General features: G+C 73.8%; 21 protein-coding genes, 1 other RNA gene and 2 pseudogenes. 12 read left to right on the plus strand and 12 right to left on the minus strand.

The features are described from left to right. Positions 1-69 precede the first annotated feature (69 nt). Complete coding sequence (locus ACZ4TG_RS22755) at positions 70-1,194, minus strand: hypothetical protein (RefSeq protein ID WP_468165613.1); 1,125 nt, start codon at positions 1,192-1,194, stop codon at positions 70-72. Positions 1,195-1,401: 207 nt separating this feature from the next. Here ACZ4TG_RS22755 and ACZ4TG_RS22760 point away from each other — a divergent pair. The 4 genes and pseudogenes from ACZ4TG_RS22760 to ACZ4TG_RS22775 all read left to right on the plus strand — a co-directional run bounded on the left by ACZ4TG_RS22760 (position 1,402) and on the right by ACZ4TG_RS22775 (position 5,583). Beyond that, a pseudogene (locus ACZ4TG_RS22760) lies at positions 1,402-2,447 on the plus strand (ABC transporter substrate-binding protein). Positions 2,448-2,663: 216 nt separating this feature from the next. Continuing rightward, on the plus strand, positions 2,664-3,521 hold the full coding sequence (locus ACZ4TG_RS22765; protein WP_468165615.1) for a Nif3-like dinuclear metal center hexameric protein: 858 nt from the start codon (positions 2,664-2,666) through the stop codon (positions 3,519-3,521). Continuing rightward, on the plus strand, positions 3,518-4,261 hold the full coding sequence (locus tag ACZ4TG_RS22770; RefSeq protein ID WP_468166161.1) for a zinc ribbon domain-containing protein: 744 nt from the start codon (positions 3,518-3,520) through the stop codon (positions 4,259-4,261). Before ACZ4TG_RS22765 ends, ACZ4TG_RS22770 begins: the two co-directional genes overlap by 4 nt. Further along, a complete protein-coding gene (locus ACZ4TG_RS22775; protein WP_468165617.1) occupies positions 4,261-5,583 on the plus strand; it encodes a bifunctional RNase H/acid phosphatase in 1,323 nt (440 codons plus the stop codon). Before ACZ4TG_RS22770 ends, ACZ4TG_RS22775 begins: the two co-directional genes overlap by 1 nt. A 173-nt stretch (positions 5,584-5,756) precedes the next feature. Here the strand turns inward: ACZ4TG_RS22775 and rnpB are convergent. Next, an RNA gene (gene rnpB, locus ACZ4TG_RS22780) (RNase P RNA component class A) lies at positions 5,757-6,158 on the minus strand. Between the two features lie 76 nt (positions 6,159-6,234). On the opposite strand from rnpB, the gene ACZ4TG_RS22785 reads away from it, so the two are divergent. Both ACZ4TG_RS22785 and ACZ4TG_RS22790 read left to right on the plus strand, forming a co-directional pair. After that, the gene (locus ACZ4TG_RS22785; RefSeq protein ID WP_468165619.1) at positions 6,235-6,972 is read left to right on the plus strand and encodes a MerR family transcriptional regulator; all 738 of its coding nucleotides are present in this window, start codon (positions 6,235-6,237) and stop codon (positions 6,970-6,972) included. After that, positions 6,969-7,805, plus strand: a complete 837-nt coding sequence (locus tag ACZ4TG_RS22790; RefSeq protein WP_468165621.1) for a hypothetical protein — start codon at positions 6,969-6,971, stop codon at positions 7,803-7,805. Before ACZ4TG_RS22785 ends, ACZ4TG_RS22790 begins: the two co-directional genes overlap by 4 nt. A 132-nt stretch (positions 7,806-7,937) precedes the next feature. Here the strand turns inward: ACZ4TG_RS22790 and ACZ4TG_RS22795 are convergent, their stop codons facing one another. Together ACZ4TG_RS22795 and ACZ4TG_RS22800 are read right to left on the minus strand one after the other, a co-directional pair. Then, a complete protein-coding gene (locus ACZ4TG_RS22795; RefSeq protein ID WP_468165623.1) occupies positions 7,938-8,864 on the minus strand; it encodes a helix-turn-helix domain-containing protein in 927 nt (308 codons plus the stop codon). A 101-nt stretch (positions 8,865-8,965) separates the two neighbouring features. After that, positions 8,966-10,405 carry an RNB domain-containing ribonuclease gene (locus tag ACZ4TG_RS22800; RefSeq protein ID WP_468165625.1) on the minus strand — a complete coding sequence of 480 codons (1,440 nt, stop codon included), beginning with the start codon at positions 10,403-10,405 and terminating at the stop codon, positions 8,966-8,968. Between the two features lie 102 nt (positions 10,406-10,507). Between ACZ4TG_RS22800 and yaaA the strand changes: the two genes are divergently transcribed. Further along, positions 10,508-11,308 carry a peroxide stress protein YaaA gene (yaaA, locus tag ACZ4TG_RS22805; RefSeq protein ID WP_468165627.1) on the plus strand — a complete coding sequence of 267 codons (801 nt, stop codon included), beginning with the start codon at positions 10,508-10,510 and terminating at the stop codon, positions 11,306-11,308. Positions 11,309-11,423: 115 nt separating this feature from the next. Here the strand turns inward: yaaA and ACZ4TG_RS22810 are convergent, their stop codons facing one another. Both ACZ4TG_RS22810 and ACZ4TG_RS22815 read right to left on the minus strand, forming a co-directional pair. After that, complete coding sequence (locus ACZ4TG_RS22810) at positions 11,424-12,173, minus strand: bifunctional DNA primase/polymerase (protein ID WP_468165629.1); 750 nt, start codon at positions 12,171-12,173, stop codon at positions 11,424-11,426. Positions 12,174-12,338: 165 nt separating this feature from the next. Then, positions 12,339-13,004, minus strand: coding sequence for a TetR/AcrR family transcriptional regulator (locus tag ACZ4TG_RS22815; protein ID WP_468165631.1), 666 nt, complete (start codon positions 13,002-13,004; stop codon positions 12,339-12,341). A gap of 103 nt (positions 13,005-13,107) precedes the next feature. Here ACZ4TG_RS22815 and ddaH point away from each other — a divergent pair. After that, positions 13,108-13,959: pseudogene (ddaH, locus tag ACZ4TG_RS22820) on the plus strand (dimethylargininase); the annotation flags it as partial. Here the strand turns inward: ddaH and ACZ4TG_RS22825 are convergent. Together ACZ4TG_RS22825 and ACZ4TG_RS22830 are read right to left on the minus strand one after the other, a co-directional pair. Continuing rightward, on the minus strand, positions 13,956-14,966 hold the full coding sequence (locus ACZ4TG_RS22825) for a small ribosomal subunit Rsm22 family protein (protein WP_468165633.1): 1,011 nt from the start codon (positions 14,964-14,966) through the stop codon (positions 13,956-13,958). The pseudogene ddaH and the gene ACZ4TG_RS22825 sit on opposite strands and share 4 nt — an antisense overlap. Positions 14,967-15,162: 196 nt before the next feature. Then, a complete protein-coding gene (locus tag ACZ4TG_RS22830) occupies positions 15,163-16,488 on the minus strand; it encodes a Bcr/CflA family multidrug efflux MFS transporter (protein WP_468165635.1) in 1,326 nt (441 codons plus the stop codon). Positions 16,489-16,596: 108 nt separating this feature from the next. Between ACZ4TG_RS22830 and ACZ4TG_RS22835 the strand changes: the two genes are divergently transcribed. From ACZ4TG_RS22835 to ACZ4TG_RS22850, 4 genes are all read left to right on the plus strand, one after another. Beyond that, on the plus strand, positions 16,597-17,358 hold the full coding sequence (locus ACZ4TG_RS22835) for an SDR family oxidoreductase (protein ID WP_468165637.1): 762 nt from the start codon (positions 16,597-16,599) through the stop codon (positions 17,356-17,358). Positions 17,359-17,526: 168 nt separating this feature from the next. Continuing rightward, positions 17,527-18,390: a PhzF family phenazine biosynthesis protein gene (locus ACZ4TG_RS22840; protein ID WP_468165639.1), complete on the plus strand. Its 864-nt coding sequence runs from the start codon at positions 17,527-17,529 to the stop codon at positions 18,388-18,390. Further along, the gene (locus tag ACZ4TG_RS22845; RefSeq protein WP_468165641.1) at positions 18,387-18,971 is read left to right on the plus strand and encodes a GNAT family N-acetyltransferase; all 585 of its coding nucleotides are present in this window, start codon (positions 18,387-18,389) and stop codon (positions 18,969-18,971) included. The genes ACZ4TG_RS22840 and ACZ4TG_RS22845 overlap by 4 nt, the downstream gene beginning before the upstream one ends. A gap of 78 nt (positions 18,972-19,049) precedes the next feature. Further along, positions 19,050-19,553, plus strand: coding sequence for a GNAT family N-acetyltransferase (locus tag ACZ4TG_RS22850; protein WP_468165643.1), 504 nt, complete (start codon positions 19,050-19,052; stop codon positions 19,551-19,553). Positions 19,554-19,609: 56 nt separating this feature from the next. On the opposite strand, the gene ACZ4TG_RS22855 is transcribed toward ACZ4TG_RS22850, so the two are convergent. The 4 genes from ACZ4TG_RS22855 to efeO are packed head-to-tail and all read right to left on the minus strand — an operon-like array spanning position 19,610 to position 23,952. Further along, entirely contained in the window at positions 19,610-20,653 is a 1,044-nt protein-coding gene (locus tag ACZ4TG_RS22855) for an SCO2278 family lipoprotein (RefSeq protein ID WP_468165645.1), read from the minus strand. Next, positions 20,553-21,488, minus strand: coding sequence for an iron uptake transporter permease EfeU (gene efeU, locus ACZ4TG_RS22860; protein WP_468165647.1), 936 nt, complete (start codon positions 21,486-21,488; stop codon positions 20,553-20,555). The genes ACZ4TG_RS22855 and efeU overlap by 101 nt, the downstream gene beginning before the upstream one ends. 25 nt (positions 21,489-21,513) lie before the next feature. Continuing rightward, positions 21,514-22,782 carry an iron uptake transporter deferrochelatase/peroxidase subunit gene (gene efeB / locus ACZ4TG_RS22865; protein WP_468165649.1) on the minus strand — a complete coding sequence of 423 codons (1,269 nt, stop codon included), beginning with the start codon at positions 22,780-22,782 and terminating at the stop codon, positions 21,514-21,516. A gap of 21 nt (positions 22,783-22,803) precedes the next feature. Continuing rightward, positions 22,804-23,952, minus strand: coding sequence for an iron uptake system protein EfeO (efeO, locus tag ACZ4TG_RS22870; RefSeq protein ID WP_468165651.1), 1,149 nt, complete (start codon positions 23,950-23,952; stop codon positions 22,804-22,806). Between the last annotated feature and the right edge of the window lie 137 nt (positions 23,953-24,089).

The following is a 24,089-nucleotide window of genomic DNA, read 5'->3' on the forward strand; positions in this document are numbered from 1 at the left end:
AACCCTTCCCTCGTGGGGCAAGAGGGGGTGGGTGATGTCACAGCACCCCACCGGCGGCGCCTTCGGGTCTCAGCGCAGCGGAGCCTGCTGGAGCGGGACCGGCCGAGGGGCCGGAGGCGGCTCCGGGGCCAGCCGGACCGGCGGCGGCGGGGCGACCGGCTGGCTCAGGGTGACGATGCCGCACGGGTTGTCCGCGGTGGCGTACGGGAGGCGCAGCCGGCCCTCCGGGGTCCACAGGCCGGTCCCGAGCCAGCCCGCCGGGGCGCCGAGGCGGAAGACGTGCCGGTCGGCGGGGCGCCACAGGGCGATCCCCTCCGGCACGCGCAGCGCGACCCCGCAGGTCTCCGGCATCAGGGCCTGGCCGGGCTGCACCGCGAACGGCGTCGCGTCCTCCAGCCGCAGGCACTCCGGGAAGCGGACCGGGCGGGCGCTGCCCAGGACGCCCCAGCCGAGCCGGGGTTCGCCCGGGGCGTCCGAGCGGATCAGCAGCAGCCCGCTGTCCGGGGCGGCCAGCAGCAGCCGGTCGTCGCTGTCCTCGGCGATCTGGAGCAGCGGAGTGACCTCCCCGCCCCGGCCCAGGTCCACGGCCACGGCCTTGGTCCGGCCGTCCAGTTCGCGGTCCAGCGCCAGCAGCCGGCCCGTACGGTCCAGCCAGACTCCGCCCGAGCACCGGCCGGGTACGCGGGCCACGCGCTCCGGCCCGAAGGCGCAGCCCGCCACCTGCCAGACGGAGGTCTCGTCGGCCCCCACGGCCAGGGCGAAGGCGCTGCTGCCGTCGGGGGACGGCGGCAGCAGGAAGACCCGTACGTCCGCGTCGCTCTCCTCCGGCTGGAGGGCGCCGAGCGGCCGTTCCCCGGTGTGGGGGCCGCCGGTGTCCGGGCCGGCGGCCTGCGTGTCCGCGGCGCCCGCCGTACCCGCGCCCATCGGGCCCGTCGGGTAGAGCAGGGCGAAGGCGTGCAGGTCCGCGACCCGCCGGCGGATCAGCACCCGCCCGTCGGCCAGCGGCAGCACCTCGCTGTCCGCCTCCTCCGGCTGCGCGAGCGGCAGCGGCACCGCGTACGGCTCGGGTCCCGACAGGGTCCAGCGCTCCGGGTAGCGCGCCTCGCCGTCCCCGGCCAGCCGGGCCGCGTACGACCCGTCGGCGGCGATCGTGAACCGGGCCGTCATCGTCATCTCGATGGCACAGACAGTCATCCGTGCGTCACCTCCGGTGAGGAAGCTAGTTTTCGCACTTCCTGCCGAACAACACGAGCAACCACGCTTCACACATACGGGTGGCCGCCCGGCGATTCACCCGTGTCCGGAACGGGGATTGTGCTGTGCGATATCGGGGCGTTTAGGGTGAGGTGCCGGTTAGGGTCACCTAACCAGCGCTACGCCCCCCACCCCTGGAGTCGTGCCATGTCCCTCCGACGCCGCGGAACCGCCGCCGTCGCCCTCGCCGCTGCCGCCGCGCTCACCCTCACCGCCTGCGGCGGCCAGGAAGGCAGGGGCGCCGGTGCGGGCAAGGACGCCCCGGCCGGAGGCGGCGACAAGAAGGCCGTCGCCCAGGGCGGCAAGGAGTTCTCCGACGCGGCGACGAAGACCGCGGCCTTCGGCACCACCGCCAAGCCCGGCGAGTTCCCGCGCACCGTCACCCACGCGATGGGCAGCACCGAGATCAAGGCCGCACCGAAGCGGGTCGTCGTCCTGGACGTCGGCGAGCTCGACAACGTCGTCTCCCTCGGCCTCGAACCCGTCGGCTACGCCCCCACCGAGGGCGACGAGGGCATCCCCGGTACCTGAAGAACGACGCGGGAACCCCCAAGCCGGTCGGCACCATCAACAACCTCAACCTCGAAGCGATCAACGCGCTCAAGCCCGACCTGATCCTCGGCAGCCAGCTGCGCTCCGCCGACAAGTACGACGCGCTCTCGAAGATCGCCCCGACCGTCTTCTCCATCCGCCCGGGCTTCCCCTGGAAGGAGAACTACCTCCTCAACGCGGCCGCCCTCGACAAGACCGCCGACGCGAAGACCAAGCTGGACGCCTACCGGGCCAAGGCGAAGAAGCTCGGCGACGACCTCGGCGAGAAGAAGCCGACGGTGACGATGCTGCGTTACATGCCGGGCAAGACCCGCCTGTACGCGGGCGCCTCCTTCATCGGCACCATCCTCAAGGACTCCGGGATCCCGCGCCCGCAGAACCAGCAGGTCGAGGACCTCGCCGTCGAGGTCAGCCCGGAGCGCATGGACGAGGCCGCCGCGGACTGGGTCTTCACCGGGGTCTACGGCGCGAAGGACAAGACCAAGCGGGACTCCGCCGAGGCCAACCCGCTGTGGAAGGACCTCGACGCGGTCAGGAACGGCCGGGCCGAGGACGTACCGGACGAGACCTGGTACCTCGGGCTCGGAGTGACGGCCGCCGACAAGGTCCTGGACGACCTGCGCGGCTTCCTCGTCAAGTAATCCCCCCCGCCCCCTGGGGAAGACCCCGCCAGGACAGGCGGCCGCAGCTCGCACGGGGCTCCTGAACCGAAGGGGCGCGCCGGGGGAACAGGGGCGAGCGCCCGGAGAAAACCGCGAGGAACGAGCGGTTTTCGAGGACGTACGCCCCTGTGAGCCCGGCTGCGAGCGCCCCGGAGGCGAGGGAGCCCCCGAAGAAATGGACGGTAGCCTTGGCCCGTGCCCCGTCTCTCTGAAGTCATCGCCGCGCTGGACGCTCTCTGGCCCCCCTCGCGGGCCGAGCAATGGGACGCGGTCGGAACCGTCTGCGGCGATCCCGACGCCGAGATCTCCCGCGTCCTGTTCGCCGTGGATCCCGTCCAGGAGATCGTCGACGAGGCCGTGAAGACGGGTGCCGACCTGATCGTCACCCACCATCCCCTCTATCTGCGGGGCACCACCACCGTCGAGGCGGGCACCTTCAAGGGCCGCGTCGTGCACACGCTGATCAAGAACGACATCGCCCTGCACGTCGCCCACACCAACGCCGACACCGCCGATCCGGGGGTCTCCGACGCCCTGGCCGGCGCCCTCGACCTGCGCATCACCGGCCCCCTGGTCGCGGACCCCACCGACCCCGAGGGCCGTCGCGGCCTGGGCCGGATCTGCGAACTGGACCACCCCGAGACCCTGCGCGAGTTCGCCGCCCGCGCCGCCGCCTGGCTGCCGGACACCGCTCAGGGCATCCGCGTGGCCGGCGACCCGGACGCGCTGATCCGCCGCGTCGCCGTCAGCGGCGGCTCCGGAGACAGCCTGTTCGAGCAGGTCCGCGCCGCGGGCGTGGACGTCTTCCTCACTTCCGACCTGCGCCACCACCCGGTGTCCGAGGCGCGCGGGCAGAGCCCGCTGGCCCTCGTCGACGCCGCGCACTGGGCCACCGAGTGGCCCTGGTGCGAGCAGGCGGCCGCGCAGCTCGACGCGATCTCCGAGCGCCACGGCTGGGGTCTGCGGACCCACGTCTCGCGCACGGTCACCGACCCGTGGACGGTGCACGCTCCGTCCGTGACCTCCCCTTCTATCTCTGGAGCCCCCAACTGAACGCCGAGCCCGCCGACCAGATCCGACTTCTCGACATCCAGGCCCTGGACGTCCGGCTGTCTCAGCTCGCCCACAAGCGCAAGTCGCTGCCCGAGCACGCCGAGGTCGACTCCCTGACCAAGGACCTCACCCAGCAGCGCGACCTGCTCGTCGCCGCCCAGACCCAGGCGAGCGACGCCGCCCGCGAGCAGACCAAGGCCGAGCAGGACGTCGACCAGGTGCGCCAGCGCGCGGCCCGCGACCAGCAGCGGCTCGACTCGGGCGTCGGCGTCTCGGCCCGCGACCTGGAGAACCTCCAGCGCGAGGTCGTCCTGCTCGCCAAGCGCCAGGGTGACCTGGAGGACGTGGTCCTGGAGGTCATGGAGCGCCTGGAGGCCGCGCAGGAGCGCGTCACCGAGCTGACCGAGCGGGTCTCCGCGCTGGAGGGCAAGCTGGCCGACGCCACCGAGCGCCGTGACGCGGCGACCGCCGAGCTCGACGCCGAGGCGGCCAGGATCGCGAAGGACCGCGAGGTCATCGTCGGTTCCATGCCGGACGCGCTGATGGCGCTGTACGAGAAGATCCGCGTCAAGCAGGGCGGGGTCGGCGCCGCGCGCCTGTACCAGCGCCGCTGCGAGGGCTGCCGCCTGGAGCTCGACATGGCCGAGGTCAACGAGATCAAGGCCGCCGCCCGCGACCAGGTCGTACGTCACGAGAACTGCGGCCGCATCCTGGTCCGTACGGCCGACTCGGGCATCTGATGCCCCGCTTTGTCGTGGAGGCGGACGGCGGTTCCCGGGGCAACCCGGGGCCCGCCGGCTACGGCGCGGTCGTCCTCGACCCGGCGACGGGGGAGACGCTGGCCGAGCGCGCCGAGTACATCGGCGTAGCGACGAACAACGTGGCGGAGTACAAGGGCCTGATCGCCGGGCTGGCCGCCGCGCGCGAACTGGCGGCCGACGCGACGGTCCTGGTCCGGATGGACTCCAAGCTCGTCGTCGAGCAGATGTCGGGCCGCTGGAAGATCAAGCACCCGGACATGAAGCCGCTCGCGGCGGAGGCGGCGAAGGTCCTTCCGCGCTCCCAGGTGACGTACGAGTGGATCCCGCGCGAGAAGAACAAGCACGCGGACCGGCTCGCCAACGAGGCCATGGACGCGGGCAAGCGCGGCCGGCAGTGGGAGCCCTCGGCCTCCACGGCGGCCCTGGACTCCTCGGCGGCCCGCGCCCTGGCGACCCCGCCGCCCTCCGGCCCGCCCGGGGACGCGGCGGCCGGTGCCGCGGCGGTGCGTGCGGCGCTCGCCGCCTCTTCCGGTACGCCGGCCACCGCGGCGGTGGCCGACACCCTGTTCGCGGAGCCCGCCGCCACCGCACCCGCAGCCGCTGGTACCGCGCCCGCAGCCGCCGGTACCGCGCCCGCAGCCACCGCGGCCCCGAGCGCGGGCTGGGGCCCGGACCTCGGCACCCCCGCCACCTTCGTGCTGCTGCGCCACGGCGAGACGGCCCTGACCCCGCAGAAGCGCTTCTCCGGCAGCGGCGGCACCGACCCCGAACTCTCCCCGGCCGGCCGCCGCCAGGCCGCCGCGGTGGCCGAGGCGCTGGCCGCGCGGGGCACCGTGGAGGCCGTCGTCAGCTCTCCGCTGCGCCGCTGCCGGGAGACCGCCCAGGCGGTGGCCGACCGGCTCGGTCTGGCCGTGGTGGTCGAAGAGGGCCTGCGTGAGACGGACTTCGGCGCATGGGAGGGCCTGACCTTCGCGGAGGTGCGGGAGCGCTTCCCGGACGACCTCCAGGCGTGGCTGGACTCCCCGAAGGCGGCCCCCACGGGCGGCGGCGAGAGCTTCACCGCCGTCACCCGCCGGGTTTCGGCCACCCGCGACCGGCTGCTGGCCGGGTACGCGGGACGGACGCTGCTCGTGGTGACCCATGTGACCCCGGTCAAGACGCTGGTCCGGCTCGCCCTGGGCGCCCCGCCGGAGTCGCTGTTCAAGATGGAGCTGTCCGCCGCGTCCCTCTCGGCGGTGGCCTACTACGCGGACGGCAACGCCTCGGTGCGGCTGCTGAACGACACCTCGCACCTGCGGTAGCACCACACCCCGTACGGGTAAGGCCCCTGCCCGTCGGGTGGGGGCCTTCGGGAGACGGCGACCCATCGCACGGCACATTTTGACATTTTGTCGAAGCCGAGGGGGAAGCCGGGGCTGCGGCCGGGGAGGTGGCCCGAAGGCACCCCTTGTGGCCGCGGCCACAAGGGGAACGGCAGACGAGCCGGCCTGTACGCCGGGTTCTGTCGCCCGGAGACCTCGCGGTCGCCGGGGAGACGGCCATCCATCTAGGACCGGCGTTGCCGCCGGCCTCGTGCGGTCTACCCGCGGACTCGGGCGGGCAGCCCTCGATCGTCCGCGCAGAGCCGTCCGGAGACGGCTCCTCTTGACCTTGCTCCGGGTGGGGTTTACCTAGCCGCCTGAGTCACCTCAGGCGCTGGTGGTCTCTTACACCACCGTTTCACCCTTACCCAGGACCGAAGTCCCGGGCGGTCTGTTTTCTGTGGCACTGTCCCGCGGGTCACCCCGGGTGGCCGTTAGCCACCACCCTGCCCTGTGGAGCCCGGACGTTCCTCGGCGGGATCCGGAGATCCCGACGCGGCCGCCCGGCCGACTCGTCTGTCGTGCCGACCATGCTACCGGCTGTCCGCGACCGCTTGACCTTGACGCAGCGGCAGGGTTTCTACTGGCTCCATGCGGATCGGAGAGATCGCCGCGCTCGTCGGGCTCACCACCCGGGCGATCCGGCACTACCACCACGTCGGGCTGCTCCCGCAAGCGGAGCGGCGCCCCAACGGCTACCGGGCCTACACCGTGCGCGATGCCGTCCTGCTGGCCCGCGTGCGCAGGCTCACCGAACTCGGGCTGAGCCTCGACGAGGTGCGCGACGTGCTCGCGGACGACGCGGGGCGGGAGCTGGCCGAGGTACTGGCGGAGCTGGACGCCGACCTGGCCCGCCAGCAGGCCGAACTGGCCGAGCGCAGGCGGCGCCTCGCCCTGCTGCTGGCAGCGCCGCCCGGCGAGGTCGAGCCGCTGTCGCCCGGGCTGGCGGCGCTGCTGGCCAAGGCGCCGCGGACGGCGTCACCGAGCGCCGCGATGGACCGCGAGCACCTGACGCTGCTCGACGCGACGGGCGTGGGCGGGGAGCAGCTCTACGCCGTGCTCGGGCCGCTGGCCGCCGATCCGGCCGTACTCGCGCTGTACGAGCGGCTCGACGAGCTGGCCGGGGCGCCGGCCGACGATCCGCGGATCCCGGGCCTCGCGGCCGAGCTGGTGGCGGCCGTGCCCGACGAGGTGTTCGAGGCGATCCCGGCCGACGGGCAGCCGCTCGCGCCGGGGTTCAAGGAGGCGCTGCTGGCGGAGTACGCCCCCGCGCAGGCCGAGGTCGTACGCCGGGTCATGGAGGCGTTCATGGAGAGGGGCAGGGGATGAGGGGCATCCGGGCGGCCCGGCTGGCCGCCACCGCGGTCATACCGGGAGAGCTGGTGCTGGTGGTGTGCGTGGTGGCCGGGGTGCGGCTGCCCGGCTGGGTCCTGGCCGCGGCCGAAGTCCTGGTGCTCGGGGTGCTGCTGCTGGAGGGCTGGGTGCTGAGCCGGCTGTACGCCGAGCAGCGCGCCCGCGGCGCCGGCCCCGGGGCGGCCTGGCGCGGGGCCGTACGTGCCGTCGTACCCACGCCGGTCCTGCGGATGGTGCTGCACGAACTGCGCGCCGCCGCCTCGCTGGGGCGGTGGACGCTGCGCCGGCCGCCGCACGGAGTCGGCGCGGGCGACCTCGCCGCCGGGTACACCGGCCCGCAGACGGCCATGATGTACGGGCTGCTCTTCGTGTCGGTGGTCGAGACCGTCGCGCTGGCCTACCTCATCCCCTGGCCCGCCGTGCACCGGGTGGTGCTCGTGCTCGACGTGTACGGGGTGCTGCTGATGCTGGCCCTGCACGCGGCCTGCGTGAAGCGGCCGCACGTGGTCCGCGCCGACGGCTCCCTGCGGATCCGCTACGGCGCGCTCTTCGACCTCACCGTCCCGCCGGACGCGGTGGCCTCGGTCCGGGTCGACCGCCGCTACCCCGAGGGCCGGCTGGTCACGCTGGACGAGGACGGGGTGCTCGACCTGATCGTCGGGAGCCAGACGTCCGTGACGCTGGAGCTGACCCGCCCGGTGCCGTTCGTCCGGCCGCTCGGTGGGCGCGGCCTGGCCGCGGTGATCCGCTTCCACGCCGACGACCCGCGCGCGCTGGTCACCGCACTGCGACGGCTCGCACCCCCGTGACGAGCCGGCGCAGTGCGGGGTCCTGCGCCGAGCGTGGCAAGCCGGACCGGCCCTGTCTTGTCAAAAACGGCACACGACGGCAAGTGATGGCTGGGGACGGAAAGCGGGCCCGCGGCGCCGCTCGGCGGCTGTTCACAGCAGCACGCTCGTGATCCGGCCCGGCACCCGGTCCAGGGCCGAACCCGGCGGCAGGCCGCCGCGCAGCAGGGCGAACCGGGAGGGCGGCAGCCCGGTCAGCGCCTTCACGTCCCGGCTGAGATGGGCCTGGTCGTGGTAGCCGCAGGCGGCCGCCACCCGGGCCGGCGCCACCCCGGCCGCCAGCTGCCGCAGGGCGTGCTGGAGCCGGAACACCCGGGATACAGCCTTGGGCGACAGCCCGACCTGCTCCCGGAAGCGGGCGCGCAGATGGCGGGCGCCCCACCCGGTCCCCGCCGTCGCCCGGGCCAGGGACCCGCCGTCGGCCCACAGCAGGGCCAGCGCCCCGCGCACCTCGGGCGCGACGGCCGGCCCCCGGTCCAGGCGGGCGGTGAACAGGGCGTCGAGCAGCTCGAACCGCTCCCGCCAGCCGCCCAGCGACCGGAGCCGCTCCGCCAGGTGCCGCCCGTCCCGGCCGAGCACCTCGGTCAGGTCCACCCGGGTCTGCCCGAAGTGCACCATCGGGATGCCGAAGAGCCGGTAGGCGCCCAGCGGGCTCATGTTCACCTCCAGCCCGTGCACCGTGCCCGCGTGCACCCCGAGCGCGGGAGCCGTGCGGGGGCCGCTGATCAGCGCCCGGGAGGCGGGCACCAGGCGTGCCGTGCCGGGCTCGGCTCCGGTGCGGGTCACCCACAGGCCCTCGCTGAAGGTGAAGACGAGCGTCACGAGGCCGGTGGGCAGTTCCAGCCGGTGCCGGGGCGCGGTGAACTCCGTACGGAAACCGGTGTAGTTGACGATGTACGGGCGCAGTGCGGGGGCCGGCGGCCGGGTCAGCGGGCGCGCGGGCGACGGCCCGGGCCGGTCCGCGGGCGGGTGTCCGGGCCGGTCCGCGGGCGGCCGTGCGGGAACGTCGACGGACCCCATCTCCGGCCCCTCCCCAAGGCGTTGCGCGGCCTCGGTCGCCGCGCGGTGCGCAGATGATGACAGGAGCCGGGGCCCGCGGCCAGAGAGGACGGCCGAACCGGCTACGCCGGGGCGAACAGGATCTTCGTCGTGCCCGGGTCCGCCCGCGTCAGCCGGACCCGGATCCGTTCGCCCAGCGGCAGCTGCCCGGACGGGGACTCCACACGGCCCACCACCGCCGGCTCCTCCAGCTGGACCGTGCCCACCAGCGGCTCCCGCTCCTTGACGTCGATGACCGTCGCCTCGAAGGTCTCGCCGACGTGGCCCTTGAGCAGGGCGGCCTCGACCAGGTCCAGGCACTCCCGTTCGACCGAGTTGGCCAGCCGGCTGCCCTCCGCCATCTCCTGCGGGAGCCGGGCCAGCGCGGCGACGGCCCACTCCGGCGGCTCGGTCCCGGCCACCGCCGCGACGCACAGCTCGCCGGTGTACCGGTCGACGAGCCGCCGCAGCGGCGCGGTGCAGTGCGCGTACGGGGCCGCCACCGCCGCGTGCAGGAGCGGGTCCGGGGTCTGCCCGCCGGTGAAGACCGTGTACCCGGCGCCGCGCAGCAGGGTCGTGCACTCCTGGAGGAACGCGGCGTGCGCCGGGACGTGCGGGTCGAGGGAGCGGACGAGCTCCGCGTACGGGACGTGGTGCGGCCAGTCGATCCGCAGGGCCTTCGCCACCCGCCGCAGCCGGCCGACCGCGCCGTCGGGGGCGGTGGGCAGGGTGCGCAGGATCCCGGTGCCGGCCGTGAGCATCAGGTCCGCCGCGGCCATGCCGGCCATCAGGGAGATCTGGGCGTTCCAGCCGTCCGCCGGGAGCGGGGCCCGGTAGGCCAGGGAGTACGAGCCCCCGCGCTCGACGATCTCCTGCTCGGGCACGTCCAGCGAGACGCCGCCGCGCTCGGTCTCCAGGGCCTCGCGGCGGACGCCGACGTCCTTGAGCAGGGCCACGGCCTCCTCCGCCGTACCGGAGTCGATGGCCTTCTGGACTCCCGCGTAGTCGAGCTTGGCGCGGCTGCGGACGAGGGCGCGGCGCACCTCGGCGCCCTCCACCCGGCCGTCGGCGTCCAGGTCGAACCGCCACAGCAGGGCGGGGGCGGTCTGGCCGGGCAGCAGGCTGGCGGCGCCCTCCGAGAGCACGGCCGGGTGCAGGGGGACCTTCGCGTCGGGGAAGTACAAGGTGGTGACCCGGTGGTGGGCCTCGGTGTCGAGGGCGCCGCCGGGGGCGACGAAGGCGGCCACGTCCGCGATGGCGTAGTGGACGCGGAATCCGCCGGGCCGCTTCGCCAGGTGCATGGCCTGGTCGAGGTCGACGGAGGTGGGCGGGTCGATGGTGAAGAGGGGGATGTCCGTCGCGTCGTACGCGGGCAGCCGCGGCTCGCGCACGGCCCGCTCGGCCTCGGCGAGCACCGCGGGCGGGAACTCCTGCGGCACGCCCAGCTTCGTCCGCAGTTCACGCAGCGCGGTCCGCAGAGCAGCCCCGTCTGCGCCGGTCATGTGCATGTGACGGCGTGGCATGGACCGAGCCTATGGCCGCCGGGCCTCGGTGGCTCGTCGAGCCGTCTACCCTGGCTCGGGGGCCGCACCCCCTGCGCCGTGTCGTACTGAAGGAGAACCACCGTGCTCGTGCTGCTGCCGCCCTCCGAGGGAAAGGCCGCCGGCGGCTCCGGCGCACCGCTGAAGCCCGAGTCGCTGTCGCTGCCGGGGCTGGCCGGTGCGCGGGCGGCCGTGCTGGAGGAACTGGTCGAGCTGTGCGCCGGTGACGAGCTGAAGGCGCGCGAGGTCCTGGGGCTGAGCGAGGGGCTGCGGGGCGAGGTAGCGAAGAACGCAGAGCTGCGCACGGCCGTCGCGCGTCCGGCGGGGGAGATCTACACGGGCGTCCTGTACGACGCGCTCGGCCTGTCCTCGCTGCCCGCGCCGGCCCTGGCGCTGGCCGAGCGGTCGCTGCTGGTCTTCTCCGGGCTGTGGGGCGCGGTACGGGTGACCGACCGGATCCCGTCGTACCGGTGCTCGATGGGGGTCAAGCTGCCGGGGCTGGGGGCGCTGGGCGCGTACTGGCGCGAGCCGATGGCGTCGGTGATGCCGGAGGCGGCCGGGGACGGGCTGGTGCTGGACCTGCGCTCCTCCGCGTACGCGTCCGCGTGGAAGCCGAAGGGGGAGACGGCGGGGCGGACCGCCACCGTGCGGGTGCTGCACGCGCAGATGGTGGACGGGGTGGAGAAGCGGTCCGTGGTGAGCCACTTCAACAAGGCCACGAAGGGCCGGCTGATCCGGGACCTGCTGCTCGCGGGGACGTCCCCGGCGTCCCCGGCCGAACTGGTGACGGCCCTGCGCGACCTCGGCTACACCGTGGAGGCCGAAGCTCCCGCGAAGCCGGCGAAGGCCTGGTCCCTGGACGTGGTCGTGACGCAGATCCACTGAAGGCGGCTGCCGCCGGGCTCCCGCGCCGGCGTGCGAGGCGGCTGCCGCCCGGCTCCCGCGCCGACGCGCGGCCGGAGCCGGCCGCCGGGCCGCGCGGGCACCCGGCGGGCCGGGGTCAGCGGCCCAGCGGCCAGGCTACGGCGGAGGGGGTCTGGGCGGAGGCGCCCGCGTAGAGGGCGCAGGCGTCCGTGAGGGTTTCCAGCAGGGTCAGGGGGTCCGGGAGCGCGTGCTCCATGCCCCGCAGCCAGGTCACCGCGAGGTCACCCGGCAGGGCCGCGGGCGGTACCAGGACGTAGCTGCCCCGGCAGTGCCAGCGCAGGCCCGGGTGTTCGTCCATCGTCTCGGGGTGGCAGTCCAGCTCGCACGGCCACCACTCGTCCTCGTCCTCCGGCGTACCCCGCGTCGCCGTGAAGAACAGCATCCGCGCCTGGTCGCCCGTACCGCCGGACTCGGCGACCGGGCCCACCTCCACACCGGCTGCCAGCAGGCGGGTCAGCGCGTCGCGGCCGGCTTCGAGCGGCACGTCCAGTACGTCGTGGACCATGCCGGTCGCGGTGATGAAGTTGGCCTGGGGCTGGTTGCGCGCCCAGCGCTCGATCTGCGCGCGGTCGGTCGTCGACTGGGTCTGCCAGGCGAAGGAGACCGGATGTCGCGCGGGGGTGGGGCAGCCGATGCGGTCGCACGAACATCGGTAGCCGGCGGGATGCGCGGCGGGGGCGATCGGGAGGCCTGCGGCGGCGACGGCCAGCAGCAGGGCCTCGCGTTCCTGACCGGGGTCCTCGGGAGCGGGTTTCGGCCGGCGGCGCAGCCACTGGGAAATCCTGCTCTGCTCGCCGCGTTTGACGCGGCCGGACTCAGACCCCATCTATCCCCTCACCTCACCGTTGCCCCGGCAGACCCTCACATGGTCCCACCATCCTGCGCTCCGGGTGACCGCACCCCCGAACCCGGGGTCCCCACATAACCACAGAATCCGGCCGTATCTTCTCGGCCGCCCGGCGGCCGGGGCCTGGCGGCCTGGGCCCGGGGGCTAGGAGCCGGTGACTTTCCCCACCCCGCCGACCCCGCGCAGCACCGCGTCCACCAGCGCGTCCGCGTAGGCGTGCGTCAGCGGCGCCGTCCGCTGCAGCCACCGGTACGTCAGCGGCCCCACCAGCATCTCCACCGTCAGCCGCAGGTCCGCGTCCGGCGCGAGCTGCCCCGCCTCCCGGGCCGTGCGCAACCGCTCCTCGTACAGGGCGAGCTGGGGTTCCAGCAGCTGCTCGGTGAACCGCGCGCCCAGCTCGGGGTCGGTCGCCCCGGCGGCGGTCAGGGCGCGCGCGGGGACCTCGTACTTCTCGTCGTTGAACTGGTCCACCGTCGCGCGCAGTACGCACTTCAGGTCGGCGGCCAGGTCCCCGGTGTCGGGGAAGCCGGTCCATTCGATGTCGGCCTCGGCCTCCCCGAAACGGGCGAGCGAGGCGTCCAGCAGGACCGCCGCCTTCGAGGGCCACCAGCGGTAGATGGTCTGCTTGCCGACTCCGGCGCGGGCGGCGATGGCCTCGATGGTCAGCTTGTTGTAGCCGGCCTCCCCGAGCAGCGCGAGGGCGGCGTCGAGGATGGCCCGCCGGGAACGGTCGCTGCGGCGGGCGGCGTCGGGAGCCTTCGCCTCCGGCGACTTCGTGTTGCGGGACCGCGCGTCGGGAGTCTTCGTCATACGGCCAACGTACCAATGCGAGACGCGGCGTCTTGTGTCCCGTCCGTTGCGATAAACCACCCAATCAGTTCACTGCGCTGTCTGCGTTCAGGAGAGACGATTCTCTTCTCATCACCGTGAGGAGCCTTCATTGCGCAGAGACGCCACACCCCGGCGGTACCTGATGTGCCCTCCCACGCACTTCAGGGTCACGTACTCCATCAACCCGTGGATGGATCCCACGAAACCGGTGGACCTGCCCCTCGCACTCGCCCAGTGGGAAGACCTGAGGGACCGCTACCGCGCCCTCGGACACACCGTCGAGACCCTCGTACCGGACCCCGCCCTGCCCGACATGGTCTTCGCGGCGAACGGCGCGCTGGTCGTCGACGGCCGGGTGCTCGGAGCCCGGTTCGCCCATCCGGAACGCTCGGCCGAGGCGGAGATCCACCTCGACTGGTTCCGGGACCACGGCTTCACCGAGGTCCACGAGCCGTCCCACATCAACGAGGGCGAGGGCGACTTCGCCGTCACCGCCACCTACATCCTGGCCGGCCGGGGCTTCCGGTCCAGCCCGCTCTCGCACGACGAGGCGCAGGAGTTCTTCGGCCGCCCCGTCATCGGTCTCGACCTGGTGGACCCGCGCTACTACCACCTGGACACGGCGCTGTCGGTCCTCGACGGCGACGAGATCATGTACCACCCGCAGGCCTTCTCGCCGGGCAGCCGGGCGGTTCTGCGACGCCTCTTCCCGGACGCCCTCGTCGTGGACGACGAGGACGCGGCGGCCTTCGGGCTGAACTCCGTCTCCGACGGACTGCACGTGCTGCTCCCGCAGGCCGCGACGGGTCTGCTGGCGCCCCTGCGGGACCGGGGGTTCGAGCCGGTCCCGATGGACCTGGGCGAGCTGCTCAAGGGCGGCGGCAGCGTGAAGTGCTGCACCCAGGAGCTGAGGATGCCGGAGCAGGAGCCCTAGGGCTCCGTGGGCGGCCACTCCTGGCCCCAGTCGGCGTCCCGCGCCGCCTTGTAGAGGTCACCGTGGCGCTTGGTCACGGTGGCCCGGGTCAGGCCCGGCGCGTCACCGTCCGGCGGACCGCACAGGTCCAGCAGTACGAGCCCCTTCCGGATCTGCGGCCTGCGCGTGATCCGGGAGGCGGCCGGCTCCGCGGGGAAGCGGGTCGCGGCCACGTAGCTGAACTTCTCGTCCTCGTACGGGAGGGAGCCGCCCTTGATCTGCCGGTGCAGGGAGGACCGGCTGACCCGGGCCGAGAAATGGCACCAGTCCTTGCCGACCTCGATCGGGCAGGCACCGTCGTGCGGGCAGGGCGCGGCCACCTTCAGCCCGGCCTCGATCAGCTGCTCGCGGGCCTCGCGGACGCGCAGGTACCCCTCGGGCGTGCCCGGCTCGACGATCACCACGGCCCGGCCCGCGCGCGCGGCCTCGGCGACGACCGCCCGGCGGGCCTGCGGAGTCAGTTCGCCGAGCACGTACGACACGGTCACCAGGTCCGCCTCGGGCAGGGAGATCCCGGAGCCGATCACGGCCCGCCGCCACTCGGCCGTGCGGAGCACCTGCGAGGTGGAGGCCGCGGCCAGTTCCCTGCCCAGGACCAGCGCCGGCTCCGCCCAGTCGAGCACGGTCGTCTCGCGCGGGCCGCCCCAGGTGGCGTCGACCGCCCAGGTCGCGGCCCCGGTGCCGCCGCCCACGTCCACGTGCGAGGCCGGCTGCCACCGCGGGGCGGCCGCGGCCAGGCCGTCCAGGGCGGACCGTACGGCCTCGAAGGTGGCCGGCATCCGGTACGCCGCGTACGCCGCCACGTCGGAGCGGTCGCGCAGGACGGGCGCGTCGGTCGGGGTGGTGCCCCGGTAGTTGGCGATGAGCCGCTCGACGGCGGCCGTGGCCTGCTTCGGGGGGAGCCCGTCGAGCAGCCCGCCCAGCGCGGACCGGAGGGTTTCGGCGGTGGTGGGGACGGAGGCGTTCACCTGCGAAGTTTACGGCGCCGCCGCGGGCCCGGGTGACGCGCCGGAAGCGCCGCCCGGGCCCACGGCGCCGGACACCGCGGGCCGGGGCGCGCCGCAGCCGGCTCCGGCCCGGGCCCGACCGGCAGGGCTGCCGCCCGGCCCGGCTGGCAAGGCAGCCGTCCGGCCCGGGCCCGACCGGCGGGCAGCCGCCCGGCCCTTAGGCCCCGGCGGCAGCCATCGGCTCCCGGCTCTGCCACGGCCGGCACAGCCCGAGGAAGCAGCCGACCGACAGCAGCGAGCAGACCAGCTGCACCAGAGCCATCGGCACCGCCGTCCGCTCGCCCGCGATGCCCACCAGCGGCGAGGCGACGGCTCCGACCAGGAAGGAGGAGGTGCCCAGCAGCGCCGAGGCCGATCCGGCGGCGTGCGGCGTGCGCATCAGCGCCTGCGCGTTGGTGTTCGGCAGCAGCAGGCCCATCGCCGACATCAGGACGAACAGCGCGGCGGCGATCGGGACCAGCCCGACCTCCCCGAAGACCCCGGTCGACATCAGCAGCAGCGCCACCGAGGCGGTGGTGATGACCGCGAGCCCGGCGGCCAGGGCCTTGTCCAGGCTGACCCGGCCGACCAGCAGCTTGCCGTTGATCTGGCCGACGACGATCAGGCCGACGGAGTTGAGGCCGAACAGCAGGCTGAAGGCCTGCGGCGAAGCGCCGTAGATCTCCTGCACCACGAAGGGCGAGGCGGATATGTAGGAGAAGAGCACCGCGAAGGCGAAACCGCCGGCCAGGGTGTACCCGGCGAAGACCCGGTCGCCGAGCAGCCCGCGCATGGTCCGCAGCGCCGCGCCCACGCCGCCGGTCTGGCGGCGCTCGGGCGGCAGGGTCTCGTCGAGCCGGCGCCAGACCACCAGGGTGAGCGCGGTGCCGACGGCGGTCAGGACGACGAACACCCCGCGCCAGTCGGCGAAGCGGAGCACCTGGCCGCCGATGAGCGGGGCGATGATCGGGGCGGTCCCGGATATGAGCATGAGGGTGGAGAAGAACCGGGCCATCTCGACCCCGTCGTAGAGGTCGCGTACGACGGCCCGCGCGATCACGATCGCGGCCGCGCCGGCCAGGCCCTGGAGCAGCCGGAAGCCGATCAGCAGCTCGGCGGTCGGGGCGAGGGCGCAGATCGCGGTGGCGAGCACGTAGACGATCATGCCGATCAGCAGCGGCCTGCGGCGGCCCCACTTGTCGCTCATCGGGCCGATGACCAGCTGGCCCAGCGCCATGCCGGCGAGGCAGGAGGTCAGGGTGAGCTGGACGGTGGCGGCCGGGCTGTGCAGGGCGTCGGTGACCTCCGGCAGCGCCGGCAGGTACATGTCCATGGACAGCGGGGGGAGCGCGGTGAGCCCGCCCAGGATGAAGGTGACGAGCAGTCCGGTGCGGCGCGCGGCCTTCAGAGGTGCGGCGCCGGCGGCTGGGACGCCGTTCTGGACAGGGACCGGTTCGTGCGACGACTCCTGCGAGGGGGCCGGCGAGGGGCCTCTCTCCGACATGCGGAACTCCAGTCTTTTTGTCTTCTTTTCGCACCCCTGAGCGGTCCATGCTCTCAGCTATCGGAACGTCCGTGGGCGGATGTCCGGTGTGACGTACCCTGCGGCCCCATGAACGCACGTGGAAACAAGATCGCTGTGGTGACCGGGGCGGGTTCCGGGATCGGCCGTTCCGTGGCCCTCGCCCTGGCCGGCGCCGGCTGGTCGGTGGCCGTGGCCGGCCGCCGCCCCGAGCCGCTGCGGGAGACCGCCGAGGCGGCCGGAGCGGACGCGGACGTGCTGTGCGTACGGGCGGACGTGAGCGATCCGGACGACGTCGCCGCGCTGTTCGAGACGGTACGCGACCGGTACGGACGGGTCGACCTGCTCTTCAACAACGCGGGCACCTTCGGACCGGCCGGGGTCCCGCTGGAGGACATCACGTACGAGGCCTGGCGCTCGGTCGTGGACGTCAACCTCACCGGATCGTTCCTCTGCGCGCAGGCCGCCTTCCGGGTGATGAAGGCCCAGAGCCCGCAGGGGGGCCGGATCATCAACAACGGTTCCATCTCGGCGCACGTGCCGCGCCCGAACTCGATCGCCTACACGGCGACCAAGCACGCGATGACCGGCCTGACGAAGTCGCTGTCGCTGGACGGGCGGGCGTACGGGATCGCGTGCGGGCAGATCGACATCGGCAACGCGGCGACCGAGATGACCGAGCGGATGCAGACCGGCATCCTCCAGGCCAACGGGCAGCTGGCCGTGGAACCGGTGATGGACGCGGCCGACGTGGCGCGGACGGTGCTCCACATGGCGGAACTGCCGCTCGCGGCGAACGTCCAGTTCGCGACGGTCATGGCGAGCGCGATGCCGTACATCGGCCGGGGCTGATCCGAGCCGGGGCGGCGGCCGGGGCTGACCCGTACCGGGACGGCGGGCGGCGGACGCGGCGGCGGACCGGGAATGCGGGCGGCGGACGCGGCGGCGGACCGCGGCGGCGGACGGCGGACGCGGCGGCGGACCGGGAATGCGGGCCCGGGGGCCGGGGTTGAGCCGATCATGACGACAGAAGTGCTGCGCTACACGGCTTTCTCCGCGGACCCGGCGGGCGGCAACCCCGCCGGGGTCGTGCTCGACGCGTCCGGGCTGGACGAGGCCGCGATGCTGGAGATCGCCGCCGGACTGGGTTACAGCGAGACCGCCTTCCTCACCTCCCCGCCGGAAGGCCTGGGCGGGGAGCCCGGGCGGTCCTTCACCGTGCGGTACTTCAGCCCGAAGGCGGAGGTGCCGTTCTGCGGGCACGCCACCGTGGCCACCGCCGTGGCGCTGGCCGAGCGGATCGGCCCGGGCGAGCTGCTGTTCGCCACCCCGGCCGGACCGGTCCCGGTCACGGTTTCCGCGGAGCCGGGCGAAGGACTGCGGGCCACCCTGACCAGCGTCGAACCGCACGTCGAGGACATCGCCGGCGCCGACCTGGCCGAGGCGCTGGCCGCACTGGACTGGCCCGCGGCCGACCTGGACCCGGCGATCCCGCCGCGGATCGCCTACGCCGGAGCCCGCCACCTGGTGCTCGGCGCCGCCACCCGCGCCCGGCTCGCCGACCTGGCGTACGACTTCGCCCGGCTGGAGGCCCTGATGCGGCGCCTGAACCTCACCACGGTCCAGCTGGTGCACCGCGAGGGCCCCGCCGTGTTCCACGTACGGGACCCCTTCCCCGTCGGGGGCGTCGTCGAGGACCCCGCCACCGGAGCCGCCGCGGCCGCCTTCGGGGCGTACGCCCGGGAGCTCGGCCTGGTCCCGGCGGAGGCGCTGCTGACCCTGCATCAGGGCGAGGACATGGGCCGCCCGGGGGTGCTGACGGTGGAGCTGCGCGCCGGCGACCCCCGGGTGCGGGTGGGCGGGGCCGGAGTGCGGATCGCATGACGCCGGGCCGGGGGCGGGCCGCCGCAGGCGCCGAGACGTACGAGGTGCTGCCCGCCGGGCTCGCCGCCCAGGTGCGGGCCCTGGAGGAGCGGGCCTGGCCCGGGGCGGGGGCGGGGCACGACCCGGCGCTCGCACCCCGGGCCGTGGTGCTGCGGGACGGGGAAGGGGCGGTGGCCGCCTCGCTGGCGCTGCTGCACAAGGAGATCAGGCTGCCCGGGCGGGCCTGGCGGGCCGCCGGGCTGAGCGCGGTGGTGACCCGTCCGGAGCTGCGGGGGCAGGGGCTCGGCGGGCGCCTGGTCGCGGCCGCCCGGGCCGTCCTGGCCGCCGACCCGGGCGTGGACCTGGCGCTGTTCAGCTGCGACCGGCCGCTGGGCCCGTTCTACGAGGCGGCCGGCTTCGAACGCCTCCCGGGCACGGTCCTGGTCGGCGGCACCCCGGCCGAACCCCTGGCCACCGACGCCCCCGGCTTCGACAAGACCGTCCTGGCGGCCTTCTTCACCCCCGACCCGGCGGCGGCCCGGGCCGCCTTCACCGGCATCCGGGTCCCGCTGTACCCGGGGACGGTGGACCGGCTCTGGTGAGCCCGGTCCCGGTCCCGATCACGGCCCGCCTGGCACCCACCCTGTAGCCGGTGGTGACCCGTGGGGCAGAGTACGGGCATGTCCACATACGAGACGATGTCGTTCCACCTGGAGACCGAGCGGCTGATACTGCGGCCGTGGGCCGAGTCGGACGCCGCCGAGTTCCGCGCCCTCCTCTGCGAACGCGGCAAGGGGACGCCCACGGTCGAGCGCATCCGGACGGCCATCGCGGAGCTGCTCACCGCAACGGAGACGACGGGGATCGCCCTGCTGCCCATCCAGCGCCGTGCCGAAGGCGACTTCATCGGCTACTGCGGGTTGATCATCGGCCGCGCCACCCTGGAGGAGCCGGAAATCGCGTACGAGCTGTTCCAGCACGCGCACGGGCGCGGCTACGCCACCGAGGCGGCCGGCGCGGTGCTCGATGCCGCTGTCGCGACCGGGCGGAAGCGGCTCTGGTCGACCGTCGGCACGTGGAACACGCCGTCGCTCCGCGTCCTCGAGAAGCTCGGATTCGAGCGGGACCGCGTCTCCACGGAGGACAGCGGTGAAGTGGCATGGCTCACGCGGTCGTTGCCGTGATGCGGCCGCGCCCATGTCCGCACCGGCTCTGACCCGCAAGATCCGAAAGAGAGGGCCTAGTCCGCCGTCGCCGAGACCAGCCCCTGGCTGCGGGCCACGAAGTCCACGCGGGCGTCCGGTGCGGAGGCCGGGGGAACGGTCACCGCCTGGGCCGAGAGCTGCTCCGTGACCAGGGTGTCCGTGAACACCCCGCGCAGCAGGGCCCGTACGCCCTGGGACAGCGGGGACGCCGGGCCCGACGCGGCCGCCGGGGTCATCCTCAGCCGCTCCACGTGCCGGGACGCGAAGAAGACCAGCGCGCCGCCGTCGGACGTGCGCAGGCCGGTCGGGGCGTAGCCGCCCGTGTCGGCGGGCCGGTCCTCGTAGGCGGCCGTCACGCCGGGCAGCTTCGCGTCCTCGGAGCGGACCGCGCGCCGGCCGGTGGTCTCGGGCCCGGAGGCGAAACCATTCGGCATGCCGTCCGTGAGGTACCGGGCGTAGCTCCGGCTCAGTTCCCCGGGCGCCATCGCCAGGTCCGCCGCGTCCGGGTCGGCGGCCTCGGCCCAGCCGGCCGCGTCCCGCCGGAACTCCGGCACCGAGTCCGGGGACAGCACCGCGACGTGCGCGACCCGCCAGGGCTCCTCGGGTGCCTGGCGGGTGAAGAGCAGCAGGACGCGGCTGTCGGCCTTGTCGGTGCCGGCGTCGCGGTTGCTGTCGGTGTCCGCGAGGAAGAAGCGGGGCCCGCCCCGGCCGCTGCCGGGGCCGGGGATCGCGTACCGGGCGCCGGTCAGGCGCAGCTCCTCGAAGCCGCCGCGGGCGTGGGTGCCGGCCGCCCGGTTCGCGCGCAGGCCCGCCTTCTTGATCTCGCCGTAGGGGCCGGTGACCACCGGGTCCAGGAGCGCCTCGTCCGAGGCCGCTTCGGCCCGGTTGTAGGCGTCGAGGAACTCCGTGAGGGCCCGCGCGGCCTCCCGTTCGGCGTCGGTCCTGGCCCGGACCGCCTGCGGGCCCGCCGCTGCCGGCCTAGGAGTCGACCCCGCCGCGCACCCGGCCGTCGCCGTCACCGGCAGGGCCGCCGCCAGTGCCAGAGCCAGTGCGGCCGCCGTCCTTCTGCTGCTGCCCATCGCCGCTGTTCCGCCCCTTCGCCCCCGCCGACCGACCGAACCCTACCGGGACCAGGAAGACCGTCAGGACGACCAGCAGGTACAGCGCCCACACCACGAGCTGGAACACCGTCGGATCGGGCTGGAAGTTGAAGGTCCCCTTCAGCAGGGTTCCGTACCAGCTGTCCGGCGGGATCGCCCCGCTGATGTCGAAGGCCTTGTTCTGCAGGCCGGGCAGGAAGTCGGCCTCCTGGAGGTCGTGGATCCCGTACGCCAGCACGCCGGCCGCGACCACGACCAGCATGCCGCCGGTCCAGGTGAAGAACTTGGCCAGGTTGATGCGCAGGGCGCCCCGGTAGAACAGCCAGCCCAGCAGGATCGCGGTGGCGATGCCGAGCAGCACGCCCGTCAGCGGGCCGGCGCCGTCACCGGCGGCCTTGACCGAGCGCCACACGAACAGGGAGGTCTCCAGCCCCTCCCGGCCGACGGCCAGGAAGGCGGTGGTCACCAGTGCGCCGGTGCCCATCGCGAGGGCCGCGTCCAGCTTGCCGTGCAGTTCGGACTTCAGGTGCCGCGCGGTGCGCTTCATCCAGAAGACCATCCAGGTCACCAGGCCCACGGCGATGACGGACAGGGAGCCGCCGATCGCCTCCTGCGCCTTGAAGGTCAGCTCCTGGGTGCCGAACTCCAGCGCCGCGCCGAAGCCGAGGCTGACCGCCGCGGCCAGGCCGACGCCGAGCCACAGCGGTCCGAGCCGGTCCTTGTGCCCGGTCTTCACCAGGTAGGCGACCAGGATGCAGACGATCAGGCTGGCTTCCAGCCCCTCGCGCAGACCGATCAGATAATTGCTGAACACGTGGTTCTCCTACGCGTCTACGGAACTACGAGAACAGCGCCCGGCCCCACCAGTCGTCCTTGTCGCGGACGCCCGGCGGGACGGCGAAGACGGCCGAACCCACGTGCTGGATGTATTCGTTGAGGACGTCGGACTTGGCCAGGTTGCGCTGGATCGGCACGAAGCCCGTGCGGACGTCCCGCTGGTAGGCGAGGAAGAACAGGCCCGCGTCGAGGCGGCCCAGTCCGTCCGTGCCGTCCGTGAACGAGTAACCGCGGCGCAGGATGGTCGCGCCGTTGTTGCTGTCCGGGTGCGCGAGGCGCACGTGCGCCTCGGGCTTCATCGCCTTCAGGAACGGCTCGTCGCGCTCCTTGGACTTGCCGACCGGCGCGCCCTCGGCCTTGTCGCGGCCGAAGATGTCCTCCTGCTCCTGGAGCGGAGTGCGGTCCCAGATCTCGATGTTCATCCGGATGCGGCGGGCGACGAGGTACGAACCGTCGGCCATCCACGCCGAGGGGCCCTTGGCGTCGGCCGCGGACACCCACACGTGCTTGTCGAGGGCCGCGGTGTCGGTGCCCGCGATGTTCCGGGTGCCGTCCTTGAAACCCATCATGTTGCGCGGGGTCTGCTGCTCGGGCGTGGTCGACGAGGTCTTGCCGAAGCCGAGCTGCGACCAGCGCACCGCCGTCTTGCCGAAGCCGATGCGGGCGAGCTGGCGGATCGCGTGCACCGCGACCTGCGGGTCGTCCGCGCAGGCCTGGACGCACAGGTCGCCGCCGCTGCGGGCCGGGTCGAGGTTGTCGCCCGGGAACAGCTCCAGGTCCACGAGTGCCTCGGGCCGCTTGTCCTCCAGGCCGAAGCGGCCCTTGGCGAAGAGCGAGGGTCCGAAGCCGATGGTCAGCGTGAGCCGGTTCGGCTTGAGGCCGAGGGCCTCGCCGGTGTCGTCCGGCGGGGCCTCGGGCAGGCCGCCGACGGCGCCCTCGCCGACCGGGAGACCGGCGGCCATCCGCTCGGCGGCCCGGGTCCAGTCCTTGAGGAGCTGCACCAGCTCGGCGCGGTCCTTCGTCTTCACGTCGAACGCGGCGAAGTGCAGGCGGTCCTGGACCGCGGAGGCGATGCCCGCCTGGTGCTTGCCGTGGAACGGCACCGCCTCGCCGGTCATCCCGGCGGGAACGGTGTCCGAACCGCTGGTGAGCGCGGCCACCGTGCCGCCCGCCGCGGCGGCGCCGAGCGCGAGCCCGGCACCGCCCCAGCCGAGCACGGACCGACGGGACGGCGCGCTGCCTTCGGCAGTGGTGCTGTGATCTTCAGACATGGCGGACACCCTCGGGACGCGTTACTTGGCGACTGCGGCGGCGAGCTTGGAGAGCGGCTCTCCCAGGGCGCTGACCGCGTCCGAGAGCTCCTTGCGCTGCTCCGGGTTCACGGTCTCGTACGACTGGAACTCGTAGCCGTTCTTGTCGGCGCGGTACTTGTCGAGCAGCGTGTTCATCGCGGCGAACTGCTTGTCCAGCTCGGTGGCCAGGGCCGGGTCGTTCTTCGCGGCGACCGGCTTGAGCAGCTCGTAGGCCTTCTGCGCGCCCTCGACGTTGGCCTTGAAGTCGACCAGGTCGGTGTGGCTGTAGCGCTCTTCCTCACCGGTGACCTTGCCCTGGGCCACCTCGTCGAGGAGCTCCTTGGCGCCGTTGGCCATCGAGGTGGGGGTGATCTCCGCCTGGCCGACCTTCTTCTGCCAGTCGGCGAGGTCGGCCATCAGCGTGTCGGCGAGCTTCTTCTCGTCGTCGCCGATCTTGTTGTCGGCCCACAGGGCCTTCTCCAGGCGGTGCCAGCCGGTCCAGTCCTTCGCCGGGTCCTGGCCGGCCTCCAGGCCGTCCTCGCGGACGTCGACCTTCGGGTCGATGTCACCGAAGGACTCGGCGACCGGCTCGGTGCGCTCCCAGCCGATGCGGGACGCGGCGTACGCCTTCTTGGCCGCCTCGACGTCGCCCGCCTTGACCGCGTCCGCGAAGGCCTGGGCCTTGGGGAGGGTCTCCACGGCCTGCGCCTCCACGTACTGGCGGTAGGCGGCGACCGCGGCGTCCATCTCGGGGCTGCGCTTCTCGGCCGTGCCCTTGCCGGTGGCCTTGACCTGCTGCTTGATGCCGTCGCCCGTCATACCGGGCTTGCAGGCGATCTCGTAGTCGCCCGCCTTGATCTCGGCGGTGATGGTGGCCTTGGTGCCGGGGCCGATGTTCTCGCGCTCGGTGACGATGCGGCCGTCCGGGAAGAGGACGTAGACCTCGGTGACCTTCGAGCCCTTGTTCTCGACCTCGATGGTCGCCTTGCCCGCCGGGAACTCCTTCGTGGAGACCTCGCACGCGCTGTCGGAGGCCGCTACGCGGATCGCGTCGTCACCCGCGTCGCTCTTGTCGGCGCAGCCGGTCACGGCGGTGAGCGCGGCGGCGACTGCTGCCGCGGTGATGACGCTGAGGCGGGCGGGACGCATACGGGGCTCCTGGCGAGGGGGAGGGCTGGTGAGGCGGACCTAACTTAACCGAGGCTTACCTGACCCATCCCCGCACGTCCAGTGATACAGCGCACACCGGCGGCCTCCGGACACGGGGCCGTTACGGGCCCCTCATG

The organism is Streptomyces sp. NPDC028314 (genome assembly GCF_055565795.1).